The sequence below is a fragment of the Streptococcus suis YS56 genome, assembly GCF_000440115.1.
Lineage (GTDB): Bacteria > Bacillota > Bacilli > Lactobacillales > Streptococcaceae > Streptococcus > Streptococcus suis_L.
In genome coordinates this window covers 1-24123 of sequence record NZ_ALMY01000071.1, presented here as the reverse complement: position 1 = coordinate 24123, position 24123 = coordinate 1, and the positions used below count along the sequence as shown (strand labels likewise).

Genomic DNA, 24123 nt, shown 5'->3' with positions numbered 1-24123 from the left:
CCTCCAAAGGTTTCCCGAATCTTTGGAGCTAGTCTGATTTTGATTTACACTGAGTATTAGTTAAAAGCTTGGCAGTCTGCTCTGCTATTTTCCAAAAACATCAAAATTTGCTATAATAGGAGTATATCATTGAAAAGAGAGAAAACTATGAGCAATAACTATGCAATTATCCTAGCGGCGGGTAAGGGAACTCGCATGAAGTCTGACTTGCCAAAGGTCCTACACAAAGTGGCAGGAATTACCATGTTGGAGCATGTGAAGCGTGCTGTTGATGCCATGGAACCCGCTAAGACTGTAACCATTGTCGGTCACAAGTCAGAATTGGTGCAGACTGTTCTCGAAGGGCAGTCAGAGTTTGCCCTTCAATCTGAACAATTGGGGACAGGCCACGCCGTTATGATGGCTGAGCCAGCTCTTGCAGGTTTGGAAGGTCAGACCCTTGTTATCGCAGGGGATACACCGCTGATTACAGGAGAAAGCTTGAAGAACCTCATTAACTTCCATGTCAGCCACAAGAACGTTGCGACTATCTTGACCGCTCAGGCTGATAACCCATTCGGATATGGTCGGATTATTCGCAATGCTGATGGGGAAGTGCAAAAAATTGTTGAGCAAAAAGATGCCAACGATTTTGAAAAACAAGTGAAAGAAATCAATACAGGAACCTACTTGTTTGATAATAAACGTCTTTTTGAAGCGCTTAAAGATATTAATACGGACAATGCCCAAGGTGAGTACTATCTGACAGATGTTATTTCAATTTTCCGTCAGGCAGGCGAGAAGGTTGGTGCCTATGTATTGCGTGATTTTGATGAAAGTTTGGGTGTCAATGACCGTGTCGCTCTTGCGACTGCAGAAGCTGTGATGCGCAAACGAATCAATGAAAAACACATGGTCAATGGTGTGACATTTATCAATCCAGAGGCGACCTATATTGACATCGATGTGGAAATCGGTGCAGAAGCTGTTATCGAAGCTAATGTTGTCTTGAAAGGTCAAACGGTGATTGGTGAACGCACTGTTTTAACCAATGGTACTCGTGTACGTGATGCGAAAATTGCAGCAGATGTCGTCATCAGCAACTCAGACATTGAAGAATCTGTCATTGAAGAAGGTGTGACGGTAGGACCATACGCCCATATTCGTCCAGGCAGTCTCTTGAAAAAAGATGTTCATGTTGGAAACTTTGTGGAAATCAAGGCCTCTACACTTGGTCAAGGAACGAAGTCTGGTCATTTGACATATTTAGGAAATGCAACGATTGGCAATAATGTTAACGTTGGTGCTGGCACCATCACTGTCAACTACGACGGTAAAAATAAATTTAAAACAACCGTTGGAGATAATGCCTTTGTTGGCTCTAACTCAACCATTATCGCACCAGTAACTATCGGGGACAACGCCTTGTTGGCTGCAGGTTCTGTCATTACAAAAGACATTCCAGAGGATGCCATCGGTATTGGTCGTGGTCGTCAAGAAAACAAAGAAGGTTATGCGACTCGTTTTCCGTTCCATCCAAGTCAAAAATAGGTAATCATATGAATTTTGAAGAAAAAACCATTGAGCGGACAGAAATTTTTAAAGGGCACATTTTTGATGTAGTAGTAGATGATGTTGCCTTGCCAAATGGTGGAACTGGTAAGCGCGAACTCATTTTCCACAAGGGAGCAGTTTGCGTTTTAGCCGTTACCCCAGAAGGTAAAATGATTTTGGTCAAACAATACCGCAAGGCCATTGAACGTACTATTTATGAAATTCCGGCGGGGAAATTGGAGCTGGGCGAAGAAGATACGCTTGAAGATGCTGCGTTGCGTGAATTAGAAGAAGAAACAGGCTATACTAGTGACAAACTGACCTTGTTGGCAGATTTCTATTCAGCCATCGGTTTCTGTAATGAACGAATTCACCTTTATTTAGCAGATAACCTTATCAAGGTTGAAAATCCTCGTCCAATGGATGAAGATGAGGTGATCGAATTACATGAGGTAACCTTGGAAGAGGCTTTGAACTTGGTGGCTACTGGCGATGTTTGTGATGCAAAGACCATCATGGCTATCCAATATTTACAACTCATGAGAAAGTAGGAAACTAGCAATGGGCAAGCCCTTGTTGACGGATGAAATTTTAGAGAAAGTGAAAAAGAAACAGTATTCCGACCAATCTAGCCAGTTTGGACACTATCGTCCAAACCAGGATATATCAATGGATGATGCTCTATTCGATCCATATCTAGAAGAAGATTATCAGGGATATGAAGAGGGACAAACCATCCGAATCCCGGTCAAACCTACTGTAGTAAAAAGTCGCCGTATCGAAACCATCAAGCGAGAAGCTTTCCGCAGTAAGGTAAACAAAATCCTTTTTTGGGTCATCATCTTACTGATAATGTTTATCATTGCAGTATTATTTATTTAGGAGAAGAGATGAAATTTGGAATTATCGCAGCCATGCCTCAGGAATTAAAGATTTTGGTTGAGCATCTACAAGATGCAACTGAAACCGATGTCTTGGGTCGAACTTACTATCAGGGACGAATCGGTCAACATGAAGTTGTTCTTGTTCAGTCAGGTATCGGTAAGGTTATGTCAGCTATGTCCGTGGCTGTTTTGGCAGATCGTTTTTCGGTTGATGTCATTGTCAATACAGGTTCGGCAGGAGCTGTTGCCGAAGGTATTGCCATCGGTGATGTGGTTGTAGCGAATCAATTGGCTTACCACGATGTGGATGTGACGGCTTTCGGCTATGCTTACGGGCAAATGGCAGGGCAGGAATTGTACTATCCAGCAGACCAAGCCTTGTTAGCAAAGTTGACTAGCGTACTGGCAGAGCAGGAAATGACCAGCCATCAGGGGCTGATTGTGACAGGTGATAGTTTTATCGCAGGTCAGGAGAGAATCGCTACAATCAAAACTCATTTTCCAGAAGTCCTTGCCGTAGAGATGGAAGGAGCAGCTATCGCTCAAGCAGCTGTCAATACAGGTAAGCCATTCTTGGTTATCCGTGCCATGAGTGACACAGCTCAGGGAGATGCCAATATCACCTTTGATGAATTTATTATTCAAGCAGGAGAACGTTCTGCCCAGACCTTGATTGCCTTTTTAGAACAAGCTTAAAACCCAGCCGTGTGACTGGGTTTTATCGTCATTTAGTTTATCTTTTATTACGTCGTTAACTCACCTTGCCTAACTCCAGTTATGCCTGCGGCTCGTTGCCTAGTACTAAAAGTAAACTAAAAGACTATATAGTTTTTTGACGAAGTAATAAACATCGACGAAAGAACGATAGTTACTCAAAAGTGTAATCTTTAACAATTTCAATCGATTCGATTTTTACATCTGTTTTAGGTTTGTCATTGCTATCTGTTTCGACAGAGGCGATTTTATCTACGATGTCCATCCCTTCGATGACTTGACCAAATACGGTATGCTTGCCATCTAAGTTTGGGTTGCCTCCGTTTTTATAAGCATCAATGATTTTACCAGGATAGCTAGAACTAGAGAGTTGACTAGACATGTCTGTTGTATTTTGGTTGATGAAAAACTGACTTCCATTTGTTCCTGCACCAGCATTTGCCATAGAAAGTGAGCCACGAATGTTATAAAGGAAAGCTGAAATCTCGTCTTTAAAACCATTTCCATCATCGATAGTAGTATCTTTTCCAGCCCAGATAGACTCTCCACCAGTACCATTTCCAAGAGGATCGCCACCTTGAATCATGAAATCCTTAATGACACGATGGAAGATTATTCCATTATAGTACCCTTCCTTGGCATGAGTCAGAAAGTTTTCCACAGTTAGTGGAGCTTGCTCGGGGAAGAGTTTGATAGTGATGTCGCCTTCGGTTGTTTTTATTTTAACAGCAGCCTCATTTTCACCAATTTCATTGGAAAGTTGGGGGAATGTAGCTTTAGGATTGTTAATGGCGTATGCCAAATCTTTGGCATATTGGCTAGAAGCAGTTGTGTCAGCTGTCGTAGTCGAGCTTGAACTAGAGCTAGATGCTGTAGAAGATGAGCTATTAGCTGTCGAGTTGTTTGTGCAGGCAGTTAGCAAGATGCTCGAAGCCAGAGCAAGAGCTAGTATTTTTTTCATTGAAAATCCTTTCTTGTCTTGTTCAAAATTATGCTCATTCTACCATGAAATATGGATTTTTTCAATTTTTATCTAGTATAAAAAGTGTATCCAATTCAATAATATGATATACTATATTTACAAATGTGAAAAGGAGAATAATGATGTTTGAGAACTTGTTTGCCCCAGATGGAAGCCTAGTATGGCATACGGTCCTTTTCTACAGTTTTTCCGCAATCATATTAGCGACGGTTTGTTTCCATATTATTAAAAATTTTATGGAATGGCACCATAACAATCAGGCCCCAAAAGAATCCTACAGGGCCAAGCTTGTCTCAAAACGAACTCATGTTTTTGGTAACGAAGTAGCACGAACCAATTATTATGTAACGTTTGAATGGGAGGGAAGACGGCAGGAGTTCCGTGTACGCTCAGACGAGTATGCCCTCTTGGCAGAGGGAGATGTAGGCAGCCTGCATTTTCAGGGGACTCGCTTCCTAGGTTTTGAACGGCTCTAAGAGTCGTTTTTCTTTTGAAAATATCCCTACCTAGTGTATAATGGTCTGAACAGATATTCGTACAACACAAAAGAGGTATTTAAAATGATTCAATCAATCGGACAGGTTATGCTGTATGTCAATAATCCTGAAGCAGCCGCAAAATTCTGGAATGAAAAAGTTGGTTTTGAGCGTGTAGAACGCCAAGAACAAGGTCCGCAAGTTTCTTATGTTATCGCGCCAAAAGCAGATAGCAATGTTCAATTTGTTCTTCATGATAAGGCAGTAGTTGCTGAAATGCATCCAGAGATGTTTCTTGGTATTCCATCCATCTTGATGGCATCTGCAGATGTTGAAAAAACCTACCAAGAATTTATCGAACGCGGTGTCAATGCCAACCCAGTTATGGATCTTGGATTTATGAAAACTTTCAACTTTAGCGACGAAGAAGGCAACTATTACGCAGTACAAGAGGTAAAATAAATGTCAATTCAGAATCGGATTGAAGAAATGTACAAAGACCATGAGGTCAAGCCCTATATTTCCCCTGAACGTGACTTGGCGACCTGGCTTTTGGAGGCCAAGCCCGTTCCCAAACGCAATATGATTCGGCTAGAAGAAGGTCTGCTGGCAGGGGACATTATCCTCCTCTGGCGTGTCAATTTTGGTACCTTTACAACTACGACGCCCTATTCCAAGTATTTTGAGTACATCTACGGCATCAATGGCCCTGCCCACATGGAAAAGTTGTTGGCGGATGGCTATGTTTATTTAGAGTCAGCCTTTGATTCGCTGGACCACATCACCTCCACTGCCAAGAAGACTATCCTCAAGGCAGAAGGTGTGACCGGTCTGTCCAAGATGAAGGCGGCCGACCTTGACACTGCCCTCAAGGACCACTTGACAGAAGAGAAACTAGCTCCCTACTTTGCTGTCCGCGGCTATGCCCTGACGGAAAAAGGCAGAGCTGCTCTGGAAAATCATCCAGAAGTCATTGACAAACACCCAAAGAAGAAGATGTAGACTGGCAAGGCTGGTCTATTTTTTCTTGACAGAAAACGCTATCAATGATATTCTAATATCAACTATTGAAACGTTTCAAAAACGAAATAGAAAGGAGCAAACAATGGAAGAGCAAAAATCAATTACTATGAAAGATGTAGCTCGAGTTGCAGGGGTCAGTGTTGGTACGGTTTCGCGGGTTATCAACAAGGAACCTGGTATTAAGGAAAGCACCCTTGAAAAAGTTCAGGCTGCTATTCAGGAATTAAATTACATTCCAGATGTCTATGCACGTGGGATGAAAAAGAACAAGACGGAAACCATTGCCTTAATTATTCCGACAGTCTGGCATCCATTTTTTGGAGAGTTTGCCTACCATGTCGAAGTGGCCTTAAGTAAGAAGAATTACAAACTCTTACTTTGCAATATTTCAGGACCCAAGCGCGAACTGGACTACCTAACCATGCTCCAGCAAAATAAGGTTGACGGAATTATTGCCATTACCTACAGTCCCATTGATGATTACCTGTCTTCCAATATTCCTTTTGTAAGTATCGACCGCACCTATGAAAATAAGGCTATTCCTTGTGTCAGTTCGGACAACCAAGCTGGTGCGGAACTGGCAGCGGATACCTTGATTGCAAAAGGAGGTCGCCATTTTGCCTTTATCGGTGGGCACAATAAAACTATCAATGAAACCAAAAAGCGTCGATTGTACTTTGAAAAGCGGATTTTAGAAGCAGGTTTTCCTTGTCAGGTCTTGGACTTGGAAGAGCCTTATGATGACTTTGTCGATCAAGTCGAAGCCTTTTTGCTTAAAAATCCACAGGTTGACGCTATTTTCACCATCAATGATTTTGTAGCCCTAGATACTCTTGCTGTCTTGGAAAAACTGGGACGACGGGTTCCAGAAGATGTGCAGGTGATCGGCTATGACGGTATTCAGTTGGCAAGCGAACGTTCTTTAGAACTTTCCACCATTCGACAACCTTTGGAGGCTATGGCCCAGGAAGCCGTTGCCTGTCTAATTGATATTATTGAGAAAAGAGAGCGCCCCCTACAAGTCACTCTACCGATTTCCTATCATGAAGGAAAAACTACAAAAAATTAAAAATAGGGATTGACAGAAAACGGTTACAATGATAAAATAAAATCATCAATAAACAGTTGGTTTTATTTTTACAAGAAAAATGAAACGTTTCAAAAAATAAGAGGGTTACATATCCTCTTTCTAAAAGCTAGAATTTTGAAACGTTTCAAAAAAGGAGTTCTTATGAAAACATCAAAACTGCAACAAGCTAGCCTATTGGAAAGAATCAAGCAGCAAAAACTTTTGCTACTGATGTTATTACCCGGATTAGTCTTGACTTTCATTTTCCGTTACATCCCTATGTACGGGGTCTTGATTGCCTTTAAAGATTACAATCCTTTAAAAGGGGTGCTTGGTAGTGAGTGGATTGGGTTTGAAGAGTTTACCAAGTTTCTCTCTTCTCCAAATTTCGGCACCTTACTTGCCAACACCTTGAAATTGAGTGTCTACGGTTTGCTTCTGGGATTTCTTCCGCCCATTATTTTGGCAATCATGCTCAACCAACTATTGAGTGATAAGGCTAAAAAACGGATTCAATTGGTACTGTACGCACCAAACTTCATCTCAGTCGTTGTCATCGTCGGTATGATTTTCCTCTTCTTCTCAGTAGGAGGACCAGTCAACTCAATCCTTGGTCTATTTGGTATTGAAGCCAATTTCCTGACAGACCCAGACTTCTTCAGACCACTCTATATCTTAAGTGGTATCTGGCAGGGAATGGGCTGGGCATCGACTCTCTACACAGCTACCTTGGTCAATGTTGATCCAGCCTTGATTGAAGCGGCTAAACTAGACGGTGCCAACATCTTCCAACGAATCTGGCACATTGACTTGCCTGCACTGAAACCAGTCATGGTCATTCAATTTATCCTGGCAGCTGGGGGCATCATGAACGTTGGCTATGAAAAAGCCTTCCTAATGCAGACCTCCCTCAACCTAACCAGCTCTGAAATTATTTCTACCTATGTCTATAAAATCGGTTTGGTGTCAGGAGACTACTCTTATTCAACAGCGGTTGGCTTGTTCAATGCTTTTATCAATATTATCCTGCTGATTGCAGTCAATAAGATTGTCCAACGCATTAACGACGGACAAGGCTTATAGGAGGTTCGTATGAATACACAAATGTACACAAAATTTGACAAGCGAATGCTGATTGTCAATAAAATCTTGCTGGCATTTCTTGTTCTCATAACAGTTGTGCCTATGGTCTATATCCTAGTCGCATCCTTCATGGATCCGCAGGCCTTGGTCAGCAAGGGCATTAGCTTTGATCCTAAGGACTGGACAGTAGAAGGCTACCAACGGGTATTTTCAGACAAGTCTATCCTACGTGGATTTTTCAACTCCCTCTTTTATTCCTTCTCCTTTGCCTTTGTGACTGTAGCCATTTCAGTCATGACTGCCTATCCCCTTTCTAAAAAGGACTTGGTTGGGAAAAAATGGATCAATGCCTTCCTGGTCTTCACCATGTTCTTCGGTGGCGGACTTGTTCCGACCTACCTCTTGGTCAAAGATTTGGGAATGTTGAACACCGTCTGGGCTATCATTATCCCTGGTGCAGTCAATGTTTGGAATATCATCTTGGCACGGACCTATTTCCAAGGCTTGCCAGATGAGTTGGTAGAAGCAGCAGTTATGGACGGTGCCAATGAGTTTCAGATTTTCTGGAAAATCATGATTCCGCTGGCAAAACCGATTATGTTTGTCCTCTTCCTCTATGCCTTTGTCGGTCAATGGAATTCTTACTTTGATGCCATGATTTACATTAAGGATCCAGACTTGGAACCGCTCCAACTCGTGCTACGGAAAATCCTCATTCAGAGTGAGCCTGCCAAGGATATGATTGGGGCCCAGGCTGCCATGAATGAAATGAAACGAATCGCAGAAATGATCAAGTATGCGACTATTGTCATCTCTAGCTTGCCACTCATTGTCATGTATCCATTCTTCCAGAAATACTTTGATAAGGGTATCATGGCTGGTTCATTAAAAGGTTAATAAATATCTTCCATTTTCTCTTTCCTTACGTCGACGAACGAGGAAACTTTGTTTCCTTATCTCTAGCTTCAAATAATGTTACATTATTTGAACTCGCTATGCCGTAGGTTAGTACAGTCTTCAGCTTTTGATAGGAACGTAGTTCCCTCTATTTCCCACCTCTAAAGGTTCTCAAAACCTTTAGAGCTAGTAATAAAAGGAAAATGAAAGATATTCTAAAAAATCAATTTACAAATTATAGGAGGTTGTTTCTGATGAAACACAAATTTGGAAAAACAGTTGTTACGCTTCTTGCAAGTACCGTTTTATTGGCTGCTTGTGGTTCAAAAAATACCGCATCAAGCCCTGACTATGAATTGACAGATGTTCAGTTCCCTTTGGAAAAATCCGTTACGCTTAAGTTTATGACAGCTAGCTCCCCCCTAGCTCCAGCTGATCCGAATGATAAGCTGATTTTCCAACGATTAGAGGAAGAAACTGGTGTTCATATCGAATGGACCAATTACCAATCTGACTTTGGTGAAAAGCGGAATCTGGACATTGCTTCAGGTGATTTGCCAGATGCTATACATAATGACGGGGCTTCTGATGTGGAATTGATGAACTGGGCGAAGCAAGGGGTCATCGTACCAGTTGAAGACTTGATTGATGAGCATATGCCAAACTTCAAGAAAATTTTGGATGAAAATCCAGAGTACCGTTCCATGATTACAGCACCAGACGGTCATATCTACTCATTCCCATGGATTGAAGAGCTAGGTGAAGGCAAGGAGTCTATCCATACTGTCAGCGATATTGCTTGGATTAACAAGGAATGGTTGGACAAGCTTGGTCTTGACATGCCAAAAACAACAGATGACTTGATCAAGGTCTTGGAAGCCTTCAAGACAAAAGATCCAAACGGCAACGGTAAGGCAGATGAAATCCCAATGTCCTTTGTCAACGGTAACGGCGGCGAAGACTTCAAGATTCTCTTTGGTGCCTTTGGCGTCGGTGATAACGATGAACATATCGTCGTAAACAATGACGGTACCGTTGACTTTACAGCGGACAATGAAGATTACAAAGAAGGTATTGAATTTATGCGTACCCTTCAAGAAAAAGGACTCATTGACCCAGAAGCCTTTGAGCATGACTGGAATACTTACTTGGCTAAGGGAAGCGAAAATCTCTATGGTGTTTACTTCACTTGGGACAAGGCAAATATCACTGGTATGAATGATACCTATGACATCTTGCCAGTCTTGGCGGGTCCTGATGGAACCAAGCACATTACTCGTACAAACGGTATGGGCTTCCAACGTGACCGCATGGTCATCACATCAGCTAATAAAAACTTGGAATTAACTGCCAAGTGGATTGATGCCCAATACGCTCCGCTCCAATCAGTTCAAAACAACTGGGGTACCTATGGTGATGAAAGTCAGCAAAATATTTTTGAATTTGATTCTGCAACCAATAGCCTTAAACACCTACCATTGAACGGTACAGCTCCAGGCGAATTGCGTCAGAAGACAGAAGTTGGTGGACCGCTTGCTATTCTTGATGAATACTACGGTACAGTGACAACCATGCCAGATGATGCCAAATGGCGTTTGGACTTGATGCATGAAACCTATCTTGACTATGTGACAAATGACGATATCTACCCTCGTGTCTTCATGGAACAAGAAGATTTGGATAAGATTGCCCAAGTCGAAGCAGATATGAATGACTTCATCTACCGTAAACGTGCAGAATGGATTGTCAACGGTGGTATCGAAGAAGAGTGGGATAGCTACTTGAAAGAATTGGAAAGTTATGGTCTTTCTGACTGGTTAGCTATCAAGCAAAAATACTACGATCAGTACAAAGAAAATCAGTAATCAAAAGGAGGCTGCCTGTGAAGACAGTTGAAAAAGCCAATGCATATATTCAAGCAGAAAAAGTAACCCTTGATCCGACTTTTAGACCAAAACGTCATTTCGTTCCAGAAATTGGCTGGATCAATGACCCAAATGGATTTGTCTATTTCAAAGGAGAATACCACCTCTTTTATCAATTCAATCCCTATGAAAGTGTCTGGGGACCAATGCATTGGGGCCATGCCAAAAGTAAGGACCTGGTCCACTGGGAACATCTTCCAGTGGCCCTTGCTCCAGACAAGGAATACGATAAGGATGGCTGTTTCTCTGGCTCTGCCATTGTCAAAGACGATACCCTCTGGCTTATGTACACAGGTCATATCGTCAATGAAGACGGCTCTGTCAGTCAGGTGCAGAACATGGCCTATTCGACAGACGGGATTTATTTTGAAAAAATCGCACAGAACCCTGTTGCGACGGAGGAACTCTTGCCAGAAGAAGTCATTGCCAATGACTTCCGTGATCCAAAGATTTTCGAGAAAGATGATCGCTACTATTCTGTTGTAGCGACCAAGCATAAAGACGGTGTCGGCTGTATTGTCCTACTAGGATCTGACGATTTGCTGGACTGGCAATTTGAGTCTATCTTCTTAAAAGGTCAAGCCCACCAAGGTCACGTTTGGGAATGTCCTGATTACTTTGAAGTAGATGGTCAAGAATACCTGATTGTTTCGCCGATGCGCTATCAAAAAGAAGACAATGACTTTGTCAATATCAATTCCAATATCTTTGTGACTGGTCATGTGGACTGGGACAAGAAAGTCTTTGAGGCAGATTCCTTCAAGGAAATCGACCATGGGCATGATTTCTATGCAGCTCAAACAACCCAAGGACCAGAAGGGGATCGTGTCATGATAGCCTGGATGCATACATGGGGCCGTCCGCTTGTAACCAATGATCTGGGACATAAGTGGTATGGTCAAATGACCCTACCTCGTCTACTTAAGCAAAGTGAAAATGGACTCAAACAGGTCTTGCCAGCAGGTATCTGGAACAGCTTTGACGACATTGAAATCGGTCAAGTTATTCAAGTTCCAAGTAAACTCTCACTCAAACTGGACGACAGTCTAGACTTGAAACTGGGGACTGACCAAGACTATCTTCAATTTGGCTATGATAAAGAAAGACAAGAAGTCTATATCGACCGTAGCTCTCTCAAAATCCAGCAAGCTGGTGAAGAGGAATGGTCAACTGTCCGTCGGGCGATGACTGTCAATGCAACAGACTTGTTGGTCTTGATTGATACCAACTGTTTGGAAATTTTTGTTAACGATGGTCAAGAAACCCTGACCTCAACCTTCTATGTAGAAGGTCAGACCAGTCTAAAACCTCTCTAACATTTGCCCCCTAAATTATTCTTTCACTCCAAGAGAAGTCCTGCTTGTGCAGGGCTTTTTCTTTCATGAAAATTCTTCCCAATTATGATAAAATAAAGAGATTGAGAAAGTAGAGGAAGTTATGGCAAAAACGAGTAAAAAAGGAAAGGCGACTAGGCGACCGACCAAGGCAGAATTAGCACAGCAAGAACGTGTTAAAAATATCACCCTTCGAGTATTGGGGCTTTTATTCATTGCCTTTGCAGCCAGTCGCCTAGGTGTGTTTGGAGTGACCAGCTACAATATTTTCCGACTATTATTTGGTAGTCTGGCCTATCTATTATTGGCAGGTGCATTTATCTACCTTCTTATTCCCAAAATCTTACGCGAAAGAGAAGGGACCATATCGGGCTTCTGGCTGATTGTTATCGGGTTATTAATTGAATTTCAGGCTTATTTAGACTGGACCTATCAAGGGAGTGACCTATTCGGTCATACTCTAAAATTGGCCTTGTCAGACCTAGCTAAGTTTCAGGTAACAGCATTTCTAGGCGGAGGGATGATTGGAAGCATCTTCTATCTGCCAGTCTCCTTCCTCTTTGCAAATGTCGGTTCCTTCTTCATCGGTCTTCTAGTGATAGCATTTGGTATCTTTTTTGTAAGCCCATGGTCTGTTTATGATGTTGCCGATGGCTTGGCGGTTGCCAAAGATAAGTTGGCGGAGACGCAGGTAAAAAGAGCAGAGCTTCGAACACAGAAGAAAGCAGAACGAGAAGAAAAACGTCAGCAAGAATTAGCTCGTCTAGAAGAGGAACGCCTTCGTCTAGAGGAAGAGGAAGAGTCAGCTCGGGCTTTGGCACTGGTAGATAGACATGTCGATTTAGAAACGGGTGAAATCCTAGAAGAAGAGCCTGTTCAAGTACCGATTATTTCAGAATATGACCACTTAGACATAGAAGATGAATTCCCAGTCATGTTGGCAGAAGATGACCAACCAGCACAATCAAACTCGGCAAGCCAGGATTCTGAACCAAATGAGTTTGAGACGGACGAGGCAGATGTGCAGATTGATTTCAAGCCTAAGCAGAGACTAGCATATAAACTTCCGTCCATAGACTTATTTGCTCCTATAAAAGCTAAGAGTCAGTCCAATGAAAAACGGATTGTTCGCCAGAATATTAAAGTTTTAGAAGACACCTTTGCCAGTTTTGGAATCAAGGTGGTGGTTGAGCGTGCTGAGATTGGACCATCGGTAACCAAGTATGAAGTCAAACCAGCAGTCGGTGTCCGAGTCAATCGGATTTCTAACCTAGCTGATGACTTGGCTCTAGCTCTTGCGGCTAAAGATGTCCGTATTGAAGCTCCTATCCCAGGAAAATCTCTGGTCGGTATTGAAGTTCCAAACTCCGAAGTGGCTACAGTACCTTTCCGTGAGCTCTGGGAACAATCTAAAACAGACCCAGACAAGCTTCTGGAAATTCCTCTCGGTAAGGCTGTAAATGGCTCCGTCCGTTCCTTTAACCTAGCACGTATGCCCCATCTATTGGTGGCTGGTTCAACTGGTTCAGGGAAGTCTGTTGCTGTCAACGGTATCATCTCTTCAATTCTCATGAAAGCTGGTCCAGACCAAGTTAAGTTCATGATGATTGACCCCAAAATGGTCGAGTTATCGGTCTATAATGATATTCCCCACCTATTGATTCCCGTTGTGACCAACCCACGCAAGGCTGCTCGAGCTCTTCAAAAAGTAGTGGATGAAATGGAGAAACGCTATGAGTTGTTTAGCCAAATTGGTGTCCGAAACTTGGAAGGTTATAATGCGAAGGTCGAAGAATTTAATAGCCGTTCAGAAGAGAAACAGATTCCACTTCCTCTCATTGTGGTAATCGTAGATGAGTTGGCAGACTTGATGATGGTAGCCAGCAAGGAAGTGGAAGATGCCATTATTCGCTTGGGACAGAAGGCTCGTGCAGCAGGTATCCATATGATTCTTGCTACCCAGCGACCATCTGTTGATGTTATTTCAGGCTTGATTAAAGCCAATGTACCATCTCGTATCGCCTTTGCCGTATCAAGCGGTACAGACAGTCGGACGATTCTAGATGAAAACGGTGCTGAAAAACTCTTGGGTCGCGGTGACATGCTCTTTAAACCGATTGATGAAAACCATCCAGTCCGTTTGCAAGGTTCCTTTATATCCGATGATGATGTAGAAGCAATAGTTGGCTTTATCAAGGATCAGGCAGATGCAGATTATGATGAATCCTTTGATCCAGGTGAAGTGGCAGAAGGTGATGGCGATGCAGGTTTTGGTGATGCTGGAGGAGATCCACTTTTCAACGAAGCACGTGCCTTGGTAGTTGAGACACAAAAAGCCAGCGCCTCTATGATTCAACGACGCTTGTCTGTTGGTTTTAACAGGGCAACACGCCTCATGGAAGAGCTAGAAGCAGCGGGTGTCATTGGTCCAGCTGAAGGAACAAAACCTAGAAAGGTATTGGAAACACAATAATGAAATTTGATGCAGTTCATCATATTGCAATTATCGGTAGTGACTATGACAAAACAAGAGAATTTTATGTTGAAAAACTAGGCTTTGAACAGGTGGATGAACATATTCGCCCAGAAAAAAATGATATTCTCTTCAATGTTAAAAAAGGAAATCTGGTCTTGGAAATCTTCATCAAACCAGATGCACCAATGCGTCCGGCCATGCCCAATCCTGAACATACAGGTCTACGCCATCTAGCCTTCCAGGTTGCAGATGTGGAAGCCTGTCTGGAAGAGTTTGACCGTCTGGACATCCGACATGAAGTCCTGCGAACAGATGATTTTGATGGTAAAAAAATGGCCTTCTTCTTTGATCCAGATGGCCTCCCTCTAGAAATTCATGAATAAGTCCATCTTTTCATGTCCAGAGAGGCCTATCAATATGACAACTAATTAATACTCTTAGAAAATCAAAATCATACGCTGTTGACTTGATTTGATTCTATCTATAGTCATTTGAATTAACTTTGATACATCGTCACTTTCGGCTTGCCGTACTCTGCAGAAGTGACTTGCTTTGCAAGTTATATCTCCAACCTAGCACAGCCACTAGGCTGTGCTAGCAACCTGCACCTCAGTTCCTTGTCTGAAAGCTAATTCATTCGACTATACATCTACGTCGCCTTGTCTGATTTAGTATAAAAAAGAATCCCCACTGCGCCTGCAATGGGGATTTATTATGCCATCTATGAAAGGATGGACGATTTTAGGATTTTAAAGTGAAGACCGCAATAACTAAAGCTAGGTACATTAAAAAGGTCAAGATAAAACTAGCTCGCCAGAAAACCTTGAAGAAACGGCGGTATAAAAAATTCTTTTTCTTTAAAAGGAAGAAACCACAAAGACCAATCGCTAGTAGTGAGAGGGCTAGGACAAGCTGAGGCAGTAGACTGTTATAGTAGGCCTTGTCCGAAATCAGATAAAATTCAATTGCATAGAGAGGAAAGGCAATGTCTGCAAAGTTCCATCCTCGGTTTTGCAACCTAAAAAACTTGACAGCAATTATCGAAATGGCCAAGGTTAGAAAGATAAATAGAAAGGCTACTATTTTTAAAAATATAATCGATTCAAACATACATTCATTCTATAAAAAATGTGAAAAAAAGTAAACCTAAAGCTTGCATTTCTTTGAAATTCGTGTATAATGAAAAGGTATGTGTAAAACACATATTTGTGGGAGGTAAAAATCTTTAATTACCGCCAAAACCACAATAGGAGGATTTTATATCATGGCTAAAAAAGTCGAAAAACTCGTAAAACTTCAAATTCCTGCAGGTAAAGCTACTCCAGCTCCACCAGTCGGACCAGCACTTGGTCAAGCAGGTATCAACATCATGGGATTCACAAAAGAGTTTAACGCTCGTACAGCTGACCAAGCTGGCATGATTATCCCTGTCGTTATCTCTGTGTATGAAGATAAGTCATTCACTTTCATCACTAAAACACCACCAGCTGCTGTTCTTTTGAAAAAAGCTGCAGGTGTTGAAAAAGGTTCAGGTACACCAAACAAAACTAAAGTTGCAACAGTTACTCGTGCACAAGTACAAGAAATTGCTGAAACTAAAATGCCTGACTTGAACGCTGCATCTCTTGAAGCTGCAATGCGTATGATCGAAGGTACTGCTCGTTCTATGGGATTCACTGTTACTGACTAAGTAGCACCCAAGATTATCTGATTACAAGGAGACATATAAAATGGCTAAAAAAAGCAAAAACTTGCGTGCTGCTCTTGAAAAAATCGACAGCACAAAATTGTACAGCGTAGAAGAAGCTGTTGCTCTTGCAAAAGAAACTAACTTCGCTAAATTTGATGCGTCAGTTGAAGTTGCTTACAACTTGAACATCGACGTACGTAAAGCTGATCAACAAATCCGTGGTGCAATGGTATTGCCAAACGGTACTGGTAAAACTTCACGCGTTCTTGTTTTCGCACGTGGTGCTAAAGCAGAAGAAGCAAAAGCTGCAGGTGCAGACTTTGTTGGTGAAGACGATCTCGTTGCTAAAATCAACGGTGGTTGGTTGGACTTCGACGTTGTTATCGCAACTCCAGATATGATGTCTGTTGTTGGACGTCTTGGTCGTGTACTTGGTCCACGTAACTTGATGCCAAACCCTAAAACTGGTACAGTAACTATGGATGTTGCTAAAGCAGTTGAAGAGTCTAAAGGTGGTAAAATCACTTACCGTGCTGACAAAGCAGGTATCGTACAAGCTCTTATCGGTAAAGTATCATTTGACGCTGACAAACTCGTTGAAAACTTCAAAGCTTTCCACGATGTAATGGCTAAAGCTAAACCAGCTACAGCTAAAGGTACTTACATGACTTCAGTATCTATCACTACAACACAAGGTGTTGGTATCAAAGTTGATCCTAACTCACTTTAATCAATAGAAAGATTGTCTTAGGGCAATCTTTTTTAGTTGACATTCAATCAATTCGACTTTATAATATATGTAAAAAGTGGTTGAGGAGGCAACTATGAAGGCGACCCGTGAAGAATTTTATAGTCATCTTTCGGCAGTTTACCAGCTACCAGATGATGCTATCACATCCGTTTTGCGTGAAAAGGTTTTTGAGACAGCAAAAGAGCTTGATCAAGCTGACAATCTCTACTTACTTGCTGAACGATTGGGACGCTATGTCAATGCAGAGCTGACAGCCTTGACCTGCCATGCACCAAAAGAGTTGGTTCAACTTTCTCTTTACATTCAACAACTTCAAAATCAGTATCGAATGGCAAGTTTTATCCCAGGAAAGGTAGAATAAAAAATGACAGATTACACGAAACCACTCGTTTGGAAGTGGGAAGACGAAAATGACAATCGAGCAGGCAACCGTCCAACAGCAGGGAGCCGTTTTGAGCAAACCTTACCCAAAGGAGATAAGCCCTTCCAAGTCTATTCTCTGGGCACTCCAAATGGTATTAAGGTGGCTATCATGCTGGAAGAACTAAGAGAAATTGGTATTTCAGATGCTGATTACGATCTTTTTCTCATTAATATCGGCCAGGGTGACCAATTTGGATCTGATTTTGTAAGTATCAATCCAAATTCTAAGATTCCTGCGCTTGTAGATTATTCTGAAAAAGAACCCGTTCGCGTTTTTGAATCAGCCAATATTCTCCTCTACTTGGCAGAAAAGTTTGAAGCCTTTTTGCCAAAATCATGGGCAGAGCGGACAGAGGTTCTTAATTGGCTCTTCTGGCAAACTGGCGCCGCTCCATTTGTTGGTGGAGGATTTGGACATTTCTTCCATTACGCTCCGACAACGCAAGAATATCCGATTAATCGCTATACAATGGAAACTAAGCGTCAGCTGGATCTCTTGGATCAGCTATTGGCGACTAGAGAATATGTAGCAGGTAACACTTATACTATTGCTGATATCGCTATTTGGTCTTGGTATGGACGATTGGTGCAAGGAGAACTATATCCAGGTTCAGCAGAGTTTCTGGATGTAGATTCCTATCAAGCTCTAAAAGCATGGGTTGAAAAAATAGCTCAGCGTTCAGCAGTACAACGTGGTCTACATGTAGACTATCAATCAATTGAAGAGTAGTCGTTTTTAGCTCACCTCTAAAAGGTGAGTTTTTCTTTTACATTAGATTCAGAAAAGTTTATAATAAAAGGGTTATTTTAATAGAAAGTAGAAATATCATGTCTGAACAAACAAAATCTGGTCAGACCCGCGAACAAGAAAAAATGGTTCGAGGGATGGCTTGGTTAACAGCAGGTAATTTCCTGAGTCGCCTGCTTGGTGTTGCCTATGTTATTCCCTGGTATATTTGGTTAGGGGAATATCGAGCTGAAGCCAATGCTCTCTTTAGTATGGGGTATCAAATCTATGCCAACTTCTTATTGATTTCAACAGCTGGTCTTCCGACAGCTATTGCCAAACAAGTAGCTAAATACAATGTCTTGGGTAAAGAAGAGGTGTCGCTTTACTTGGTCAGAGAATTCTTCAAGCTCATGTTGGTCTTTGGAGCTGTCTTTGCAGGGGTCATGTATCTAAGTGCTCCGTGGTTGGCAGACGCATCGGGGTCGAAGGAAAAGTTACTTCCAGTCATGTATAGTCTAGTCCCGCCTCTCTTTATCTTCCCAGCCATGAGTATCTTGCGTGGTTTTTTCCAAGGTCGGCACGATATGAAGCCCTATGCGATCAGCCAGCTTGCAGAGCAGTTGGTACGGGTTATCTGGATACTGGCAGCAACATTTATGATTATGAAGTTGGGTAGCGGTGACTATCTTGAAGCAGTTGTCCAATCTACCTTTGCAGCTTTTGTCGGTATGATTGCTAGTGTTGGGATTTTAGTTTATACTTTATGGAAGCAAGGTTACCTTGGTAAGTTGCTTCATGCTAAGAAACAAAAGATTTCTTTGGATACAGGTCAACTTATTAAGGAAACTGTTCGAGATGCGATTCCAATTATCATTTTAGGTCTAACGATTCAATTATTGCAGTTTATTGACCAAGTCACATTTATTCGTGTTATGGAAAGAATTACGAATTACAGTAATTCGGAACTTTTGGAACTTTATTCGTATATGGCTGCCAATCCAAGTAAGATTACGATGATGATTATCGGGATTTCACTGAGTTTGGGAAGTGTTGCTATTCCATTGATTACAGAGAAATTTGTCAAGAAAGATTTGAAGGTGGCGTCTCATTTAGTGGCGGATAATCTACAATTACTCTTTATATTCACTATACCGGCAATTGTTGGAACAGTCCTGTTAGCTGGGCCACTCTATACGATTTTTTATGGACCGTCAGAGCCGATCGCCATTACTCTATTCATTTGGAACTTATTTTTAATTTTACCTCTGGGACTATATTCTGTCATTAGTGTAGTCATTCAAGCGATATTTGAAAATAGAAGAGCGATTTATTATTTCTTGATTGGGATGCTAGTGAAAATCGTTTTACAAGTACCAATGATCTATGTCTTTAAGGTATATGGTAGCTTTATCTCAACGATATTTGGGTTGGGAATTATGCTGTACCTCTTCTATAGACGAATTGACAAGGTTCTGCATATTGATGAAAGACTAGTGATAAAAGATATTGCGACCATTAGTTGGATTTCTATCGTAATGGGACTCGTTGTATGGGGGATTGAATTTGTCCTGAATCTTATCCTTCCAGCAAATGGCTATGTATCTAGCTTTATCCACCTGGCTGTTGCAGGTGGAGCAGGTATGTTTGTTTTTGTCATCTTGACATTGAAGACTCGTCAGCTAGATCGTTTAATTGGAAGTCGGGCTCAGAGTTTACGGAGGAAATTGCGCCTAGGCTAGTTTGTTTTAAAAATCTCTATTTTCTACTATTGAAAAGCTGGGAAAAAGAGGCGTTTTAGAATGTGATAAGGAAAGTTCGTTGAGGATTTTCCTTTTTTCTTGGAGATTTCAGTATAAAAAAAACGGTTTTTGTGGTAGAATAGTAGGGATAAAATAGAGGAGAGAGATGATGAAACCCAAATACGAACGTATTCTAATCAAACTATCTGGTGAGGCCTTGGCTGGTGAGCGTGGTGTTGGTATTGACATCCAAACTGTTCAAGCAATGGCTAAGGAAATTCAAGAAGTGGCAGAATCAGGTGTTCAAATTGCGCTTGTTATTGGCGGAGGAAACCTATGGCGTGGTGAACCTGCTGCTGAAGCTGGCATGGATCGTGTGCAGGCAGACTATACAGGTATGCTTGGTACGGTCATGAACGCTCTTGTAATGGCTGATTCCCTCAAACAACTTGGTGTGGATACACGTGTTCAGACAGCCATTGCTATGCAGTCTGTAGCGGAACCTTATATTCGAGGTCGTGCCCTTCGTCACCTTGAAAAAGGTCGCATTGTCATCTTTGGTGCTGGTATTGGTTCACCCTACTTCTCAACAGATACAACTGCAGCCCTGCGTGCAGCAGAAATTGAAGCCGATGCCATTTTGATGGCTAAAAATGGTGTGGATGGCGTCTACAATGCCGATCCGAAGAAAGATGCCAATGCGGTTAAATTCAATGAATTGACCCACCGTGAAGTGATTAGTCGTGGCTTGAAAATCATGGATGCAACAGCCTCTACGCTGTCAATGGACAACGATATCGACTTGGTAGTCTTCAACATGAACGAACCTGGTAATATCAAACGAGTTGTTTTTGGTGAACAAATCGGTACGACGGTTTCTAACTCCTCAGAAGAAAAATAAAACATAAAATATAAAGAAGGAAGTCTTATGTCTAAAGAAATTATTGCTAAAGCCCAAGAGCGTATGAACCAATCTCATCAGAGTTTGGCACGTGAATTCAGCCACATTCGTGCTGGTCGTGCCAATGCTAGCTTGTTGGACCGTATTTCAGTAGAATACTACGGTGCGCCAACTCCCTTGAACCAGTTGGCAGGTATTACTGTTCCAGAAGCGCGTGTGCTCTTGATTACACCGTTTGATAAGTCAATCTTGAAAGATATTGAGCGTGCCTTGAATGCTTCAGACCTTGGCTTGACACCACAGTCTGACGGTACAGTTATCCGCTTGGTTATTCCTGCATTGACAGAAGAAACGCGTAAGAACTTGGCAAAAGATGTGAAAAAAGTCGGTGAAAATTCTAAAGTTGCTATCCGTAATATCCGTCGTGATGCCATGGATGAGGCTAAAAAAGCTGAGAAAGCCAAGGAAATCACTGAAGATGAATTGAAGACACTTGAAAAAGATATTCAAAAAGTCACTGACGATGCCATCAAGACAATCGATAAGATGACTGCTGACAAGGAAAAAGAATTGTTGGAAGTTTAATCTCTTTTGTTTCATTCCATCAAAAATCATCACCAACATGTCTAACGGAAGTGATGACCAAATAAGAAATCTAATGGAGGGGAGTTAGACAAGACTCCCCTCTTTTAGTCAGAAAGAAGAAAAATCATGAATGATTTATTAGCACAGTATATCGTTGGTTTAGTGACTGACGAAAACGATCAGTTTTACTTTGTCCAAAAAGAGGGTAGAACCTTTGCTCTTTCTAAGGATGAAGGAGAACATAGTCTAGGTCAATCTGTTAAGGGATTTGCCTATACCGATATGAAACAAAAACTCCGTTTGACAACTAAGGAAGTTGGGGCGAGTCGTACCAGCTTTGGTTGGGGAACTGTCACAGAGGTACGTAAGGACTTGGGTGTCTTTGTGGACACTGGTCTTCCTGATAAGCAGGTGGTTGTTTCCTTAGATATTCTGCCTGAAATTAAGGAACTCTGGCCTAAAAAAGGCGACCAGCTCTATGTCAAATTGGATGTGGATAAGAAAGATCGTATCTGGGCCCTGCCGGCCTTTCAGGAAGATTTTCAGAAAATGGCTGGACCTGCCTATGACAATATGCAGAACCAAAACTTACGAGCGATTGTCTATCGTTTGAAAATGAATGGGACTTTTGTTTACCTACCAGACAACAATATGCTTGGGTTTATTCATCCGAGCGAACGCTTTACTGAGCCGCGTTTGGGTCAGGTTTTGGAAGCGCGTGTGATTGGCTATCGAGCTGTCGATCGGACCTTGAATTTGTCTCTTAAACCACGTTCATTTGAGATGTTGGAAAATGATGCCCAGATGATTTTGACTTATCTGGAGAGTAATGGAGGCTTTATGACCTTGAACGACAAGTCTGCTCCGGAAGACATCAAGACTACCTTTGGTATTTCCAAGGGACAATTTAAAAAGGCTCTAGGTGGCTTGATGAAGGCTGGTAAGGTCAAGCAAGATGAATTTGGAACGGAGTTGATCTAGCTGATGAGGGTCTATATTGCTGGAAGTGGTGCCATGGGCTGTCGGTTTGGCTATCAGTTGTCTAAAACCAAGCACGAAGTTATTTTGCTGGACAACTGGGATGCTCACATTGAGGTCATTCGTGAAAATGGCTTAAAGGTGACGGGCGACTTTGATGAGAATGTTCATCTGCCTATTATGAAGCCAACCGAAGCAACTCAAGTGGCTGACTTGATCATCCTCTTGACTAAAGCGGATCAGTTGCCAAAGATGTTGCAGGATATTAAGGGGATAATTGGTCAAGAGACCAAGGTTCTCAGTCTGTTGAATGGTCTGGGACATGCAACCACCATGCGCCGTTATGTACCCGATGAGAGTATCATGGTTGGGGTGACCATTTGGTTGGCAGGTCTAAAGGGGCCAGGTCATGTGCATCTGGAAGGACCTGGTTCAATCTCCGTTCAGAATATGATCGGTGATGGTCAGTCTGTAGCTGCTATCATTGATATGTTTAATGAGGCTGGTTTGAATGCGGCCTACGATGATCATGTTATCAATGCCATTTGGCAAAAAGCCTGTGTCAATGGGACTATGAATCCGACTTGTACCATTTTAGACTGTACAATTGGTGAATTATTTGGTACGGAGGCTGGACTGAATCTAGTACAGGGGATTTTCAAAGAATTTATTGCTGTTGCTAAGTCTGAGGCAGATGGAATTGACGAAGAAGCTATTTGGAAATATGTGATTGATGCTTCGAAGAAGGCTTCCAATCACTATCCATCTATGCATCAAGATTTGGTCCAACATGGTCGAAAGACAGAAATTGATTATCTGAATGGAGCAGTTGTATTCAAAGGCAAGCGAGCAGGCATCCCTACGCCATACTGTCAGATGATAACAGACATGGTTCACGCCAAGGAAAGTATGCTTGGATTGAGATAGGGGGAATCATGCTGATTGAAGTTGAGACGATAGATAAATACATGGCTGCCTTACCAGACAATCGCAGAGAGGCTGTTGAACGTTTGCATCAAGTGATTCTTGATCATTTACTGGATGGGTTTGAAGTAGCTGTATTGGGAGGCATGATCAATTATTATGTTCCCCTGACAACCTATCCAAATGGCTATCATTGCACGCCAGGGGAGCCCTTGCCATTTTTGGCCTTGGCATCACAAAAAGCCCACATTGCCCTCTATCACATGGGGATTTTTATGGATAAGGAACTAAATGATTGGTTCGTTGCTGCTTATCAAGCACAGGTGCCTACCAAATTGGATATGGGCAAGTCCTGTATCCGTATGAAAAATCCTAAAAATATTCCATATGAATTGATTGGTGAATTGGTGACAGGGATATCGATGGAGCGTTACATTGAGCTTTATGAAGAACATCATATTAGAAAGTAGGAGCTGTGAGAAGAAGTTTTTATTCTTGGTTAATGACCCAACGTAATCCAAAAAGTAATGAACCAGTTGCAATCTTGGCGGATTATGCCTTTGATGAGTCTGATTTTCCTAAGCAGTCAGATGACTTTGATGAGGTCAGTCGTTTCTTGGAAGAATCGGCTAGCTTTGCTTTTTCCATGTCGGATTTTGATGCCATTTGGGAAGAGTATTTGGGACATTGATGGGCAAAAGAAGATAAAGCAAATACATATTTGTATTTTGCTTTTTTTTATTTGTATACTTTGCACCGATAAATGATGGAAGAATCGTTCGTTTTTTGATATAATCCCGTCTTTGACAGTTTGAAACGACAAAAACCTCCCTAACCCTATGCATATCAAGGGTTTAGAGAGGTTTTCTTTTTATATCAAAAATGCGTACTTTTTCTCGATTTTGACGCTTGTAAAATTTTTTTCATCTTTTTTTCGCTAATAATTTGATAATCACTTCTGAAACCAAATGTCTGATGCAATTCATCAGTAATAGCGGTCCGAGTA

The 24123-nt window shown here is 41.9% G+C and carries 27 protein-coding genes; 25 read left to right on the top strand and 2 right to left on the bottom strand.

The genetic code is table 11. From position 1 onward, the window contains the following. Positions 1-147: 147 nt before the first annotated feature. From glmU to SST62_RS0109000, 4 genes are read left to right on the top strand one after another with little or no spacing between them, the layout of a single operon-like run. Positions 148-1530: a bifunctional UDP-N-acetylglucosamine diphosphorylase/glucosamine-1-phosphate N-acetyltransferase GlmU gene (glmU, locus tag SST62_RS0109015; RefSeq protein WP_029187081.1), complete on the top strand. Its 1383-nt coding sequence runs from the start codon at positions 148-150 to the stop codon at positions 1528-1530. A gap of 8 nt (positions 1531-1538) precedes the next feature. Further along, positions 1539-2084 (top strand): NUDIX hydrolase, encoded by a 546-nt coding sequence (locus SST62_RS0109010; RefSeq protein WP_029187080.1) that lies wholly within the window; start codon positions 1539-1541, stop codon positions 2082-2084. A 10-nt stretch (positions 2085-2094) separates the two neighbouring features. Further along, on the top strand, positions 2095-2415 hold the full coding sequence (gene macP, locus SST62_RS0109005) for a cell wall synthase accessory phosphoprotein MacP (protein ID WP_002936700.1): 321 nt from the start codon (positions 2095-2097) through the stop codon (positions 2413-2415). Positions 2416-2423: 8 nt separating this feature from the next. After that, the gene (locus tag SST62_RS0109000; RefSeq protein WP_029187079.1) at positions 2424-3113 is read left to right on the top strand and encodes a 5'-methylthioadenosine/adenosylhomocysteine nucleosidase; all 690 of its coding nucleotides are present in this window, start codon (positions 2424-2426) and stop codon (positions 3111-3113) included. 172 nt (positions 3114-3285) lie between these two features. On the opposite strand, the gene SST62_RS0108995 is transcribed toward SST62_RS0109000, so the two are convergent. After that, a complete protein-coding gene (locus tag SST62_RS0108995; protein WP_029187078.1) occupies positions 3286-4092 on the bottom strand; it encodes a peptidylprolyl isomerase in 807 nt (268 codons plus the stop codon). A gap of 143 nt (positions 4093-4235) precedes the next feature. On the opposite strand from SST62_RS0108995, the gene SST62_RS0108990 reads away from it, so the two are divergent. From SST62_RS0108990 to SST62_RS0108945, 10 genes are all read left to right on the top strand, one after another. Continuing rightward, positions 4236-4589: a DUF2500 domain-containing protein gene (locus tag SST62_RS0108990; protein WP_029187077.1), complete on the top strand. Its 354-nt coding sequence runs from the start codon at positions 4236-4238 to the stop codon at positions 4587-4589. 84 nt (positions 4590-4673) lie between these two features. Next, positions 4674-5051 (top strand): VOC family protein, encoded by a 378-nt coding sequence (locus SST62_RS0108985; protein ID WP_029187076.1) that lies wholly within the window; start codon positions 4674-4676, stop codon positions 5049-5051. After that, the gene (locus SST62_RS0108980) at positions 5052-5591 is read left to right on the top strand and encodes a hypothetical protein (protein WP_029187075.1); all 540 of its coding nucleotides are present in this window, start codon (positions 5052-5054) and stop codon (positions 5589-5591) included. Positions 5592-5694: 103 nt separating this feature from the next. Then, the gene (locus SST62_RS0108975; protein ID WP_029187074.1) at positions 5695-6681 is read left to right on the top strand and encodes a LacI family DNA-binding transcriptional regulator; all 987 of its coding nucleotides are present in this window, start codon (positions 5695-5697) and stop codon (positions 6679-6681) included. A gap of 162 nt (positions 6682-6843) precedes the next feature. After that, positions 6844-7764 (top strand): ABC transporter permease, encoded by a 921-nt coding sequence (locus SST62_RS0108970; RefSeq protein WP_029187073.1) that lies wholly within the window; start codon positions 6844-6846, stop codon positions 7762-7764. Positions 7765-7773: 9 nt separating this feature from the next. Beyond that, the gene (locus tag SST62_RS0108965; protein ID WP_023369721.1) at positions 7774-8661 is read left to right on the top strand and encodes a carbohydrate ABC transporter permease; all 888 of its coding nucleotides are present in this window, start codon (positions 7774-7776) and stop codon (positions 8659-8661) included. A gap of 254 nt (positions 8662-8915) precedes the next feature. Next, positions 8916-10526, top strand: a complete 1611-nt coding sequence (locus tag SST62_RS0108960) for an ABC transporter substrate-binding protein (RefSeq protein WP_029187072.1) — start codon at positions 8916-8918, stop codon at positions 10524-10526. Positions 10527-10543: 17 nt separating this feature from the next. Then, positions 10544-11902 carry a glycoside hydrolase family 32 protein gene (locus tag SST62_RS0108955; RefSeq protein WP_029187071.1) on the top strand — a complete coding sequence of 453 codons (1359 nt, stop codon included), beginning with the start codon at positions 10544-10546 and terminating at the stop codon, positions 11900-11902. Between the two features lie 121 nt (positions 11903-12023). After that, the gene (locus SST62_RS0108950; protein WP_029187070.1) at positions 12024-14393 is read left to right on the top strand and encodes an FtsK/SpoIIIE family DNA translocase; all 2370 of its coding nucleotides are present in this window, start codon (positions 12024-12026) and stop codon (positions 14391-14393) included. Beyond that, on the top strand, positions 14393-14779 hold the full coding sequence (locus SST62_RS0108945) for a VOC family protein (protein WP_029187069.1): 387 nt from the start codon (positions 14393-14395) through the stop codon (positions 14777-14779). The genes SST62_RS0108950 and SST62_RS0108945 overlap by 1 nt, the downstream gene beginning before the upstream one ends. A 358-nt stretch (positions 14780-15137) precedes the next feature. On the opposite strand, the gene SST62_RS0108940 is transcribed toward SST62_RS0108945, so the two are convergent. Then, positions 15138-15506: a DUF3397 domain-containing protein gene (locus SST62_RS0108940; RefSeq protein WP_004194874.1), complete on the bottom strand. Its 369-nt coding sequence runs from the start codon at positions 15504-15506 to the stop codon at positions 15138-15140. Positions 15507-15660: 154 nt separating this feature from the next. Here SST62_RS0108940 and rplK point away from each other — a divergent pair, with 154 nt between their 5' ends. From rplK to SST62_RS0108885, 11 genes are all read left to right on the top strand, one after another. After that, positions 15661-16086, top strand: a complete 426-nt coding sequence (gene rplK, locus SST62_RS0108935) for a 50S ribosomal protein L11 (RefSeq protein ID WP_002935890.1) — start codon at positions 15661-15663, stop codon at positions 16084-16086. A 40-nt stretch (positions 16087-16126) separates the two neighbouring features. After that, a complete protein-coding gene (rplA, locus tag SST62_RS0108930) occupies positions 16127-16816 on the top strand; it encodes a 50S ribosomal protein L1 (protein WP_029187068.1) in 690 nt (229 codons plus the stop codon). A gap of 94 nt (positions 16817-16910) precedes the next feature. Next, positions 16911-17198 carry a hypothetical protein gene (locus SST62_RS0108925; RefSeq protein ID WP_029187067.1) on the top strand — a complete coding sequence of 96 codons (288 nt, stop codon included), beginning with the start codon at positions 16911-16913 and terminating at the stop codon, positions 17196-17198. Between the two features lie 3 nt (positions 17199-17201). After that, positions 17202-17990 carry a glutathione-dependent disulfide-bond oxidoreductase gene (yghU, locus tag SST62_RS0108920; RefSeq protein WP_029187066.1) on the top strand — a complete coding sequence of 263 codons (789 nt, stop codon included), beginning with the start codon at positions 17202-17204 and terminating at the stop codon, positions 17988-17990. A gap of 98 nt (positions 17991-18088) precedes the next feature. After that, complete coding sequence (locus SST62_RS0108915) at positions 18089-19729, top strand: putative polysaccharide biosynthesis protein (RefSeq protein WP_029187065.1); 1641 nt, start codon at positions 18089-18091, stop codon at positions 19727-19729. 166 nt (positions 19730-19895) lie between these two features. Beyond that, entirely contained in the window at positions 19896-20630 is a 735-nt protein-coding gene (pyrH, locus tag SST62_RS0108910) for a UMP kinase (protein WP_161942074.1), read from the top strand. A gap of 27 nt (positions 20631-20657) precedes the next feature. After that, a complete protein-coding gene (gene frr, locus SST62_RS0108905; RefSeq protein WP_029187063.1) occupies positions 20658-21215 on the top strand; it encodes a ribosome recycling factor in 558 nt (185 codons plus the stop codon). Between the two features lie 126 nt (positions 21216-21341). Then, a complete protein-coding gene (gene cvfB / locus SST62_RS0108900; protein ID WP_029187062.1) occupies positions 21342-22196 on the top strand; it encodes an RNA-binding virulence regulatory protein CvfB in 855 nt (284 codons plus the stop codon). 3 nt (positions 22197-22199) lie between these two features. Continuing rightward, positions 22200-23120 (top strand): 2-dehydropantoate 2-reductase, encoded by a 921-nt coding sequence (locus tag SST62_RS0108895; protein WP_029187061.1) that lies wholly within the window; start codon positions 22200-22202, stop codon positions 23118-23120. A gap of 8 nt (positions 23121-23128) precedes the next feature. Further along, entirely contained in the window at positions 23129-23587 is a 459-nt protein-coding gene (locus tag SST62_RS0108890; protein WP_029187060.1) for a DUF1801 domain-containing protein, read from the top strand. 5 nt (positions 23588-23592) lie between these two features. Further along, positions 23593-23808 carry a YozE family protein gene (locus SST62_RS0108885; RefSeq protein ID WP_029187059.1) on the top strand — a complete coding sequence of 72 codons (216 nt, stop codon included), beginning with the start codon at positions 23593-23595 and terminating at the stop codon, positions 23806-23808. The last annotated feature ends 315 nt before the right edge of the window (positions 23809-24123 follow it).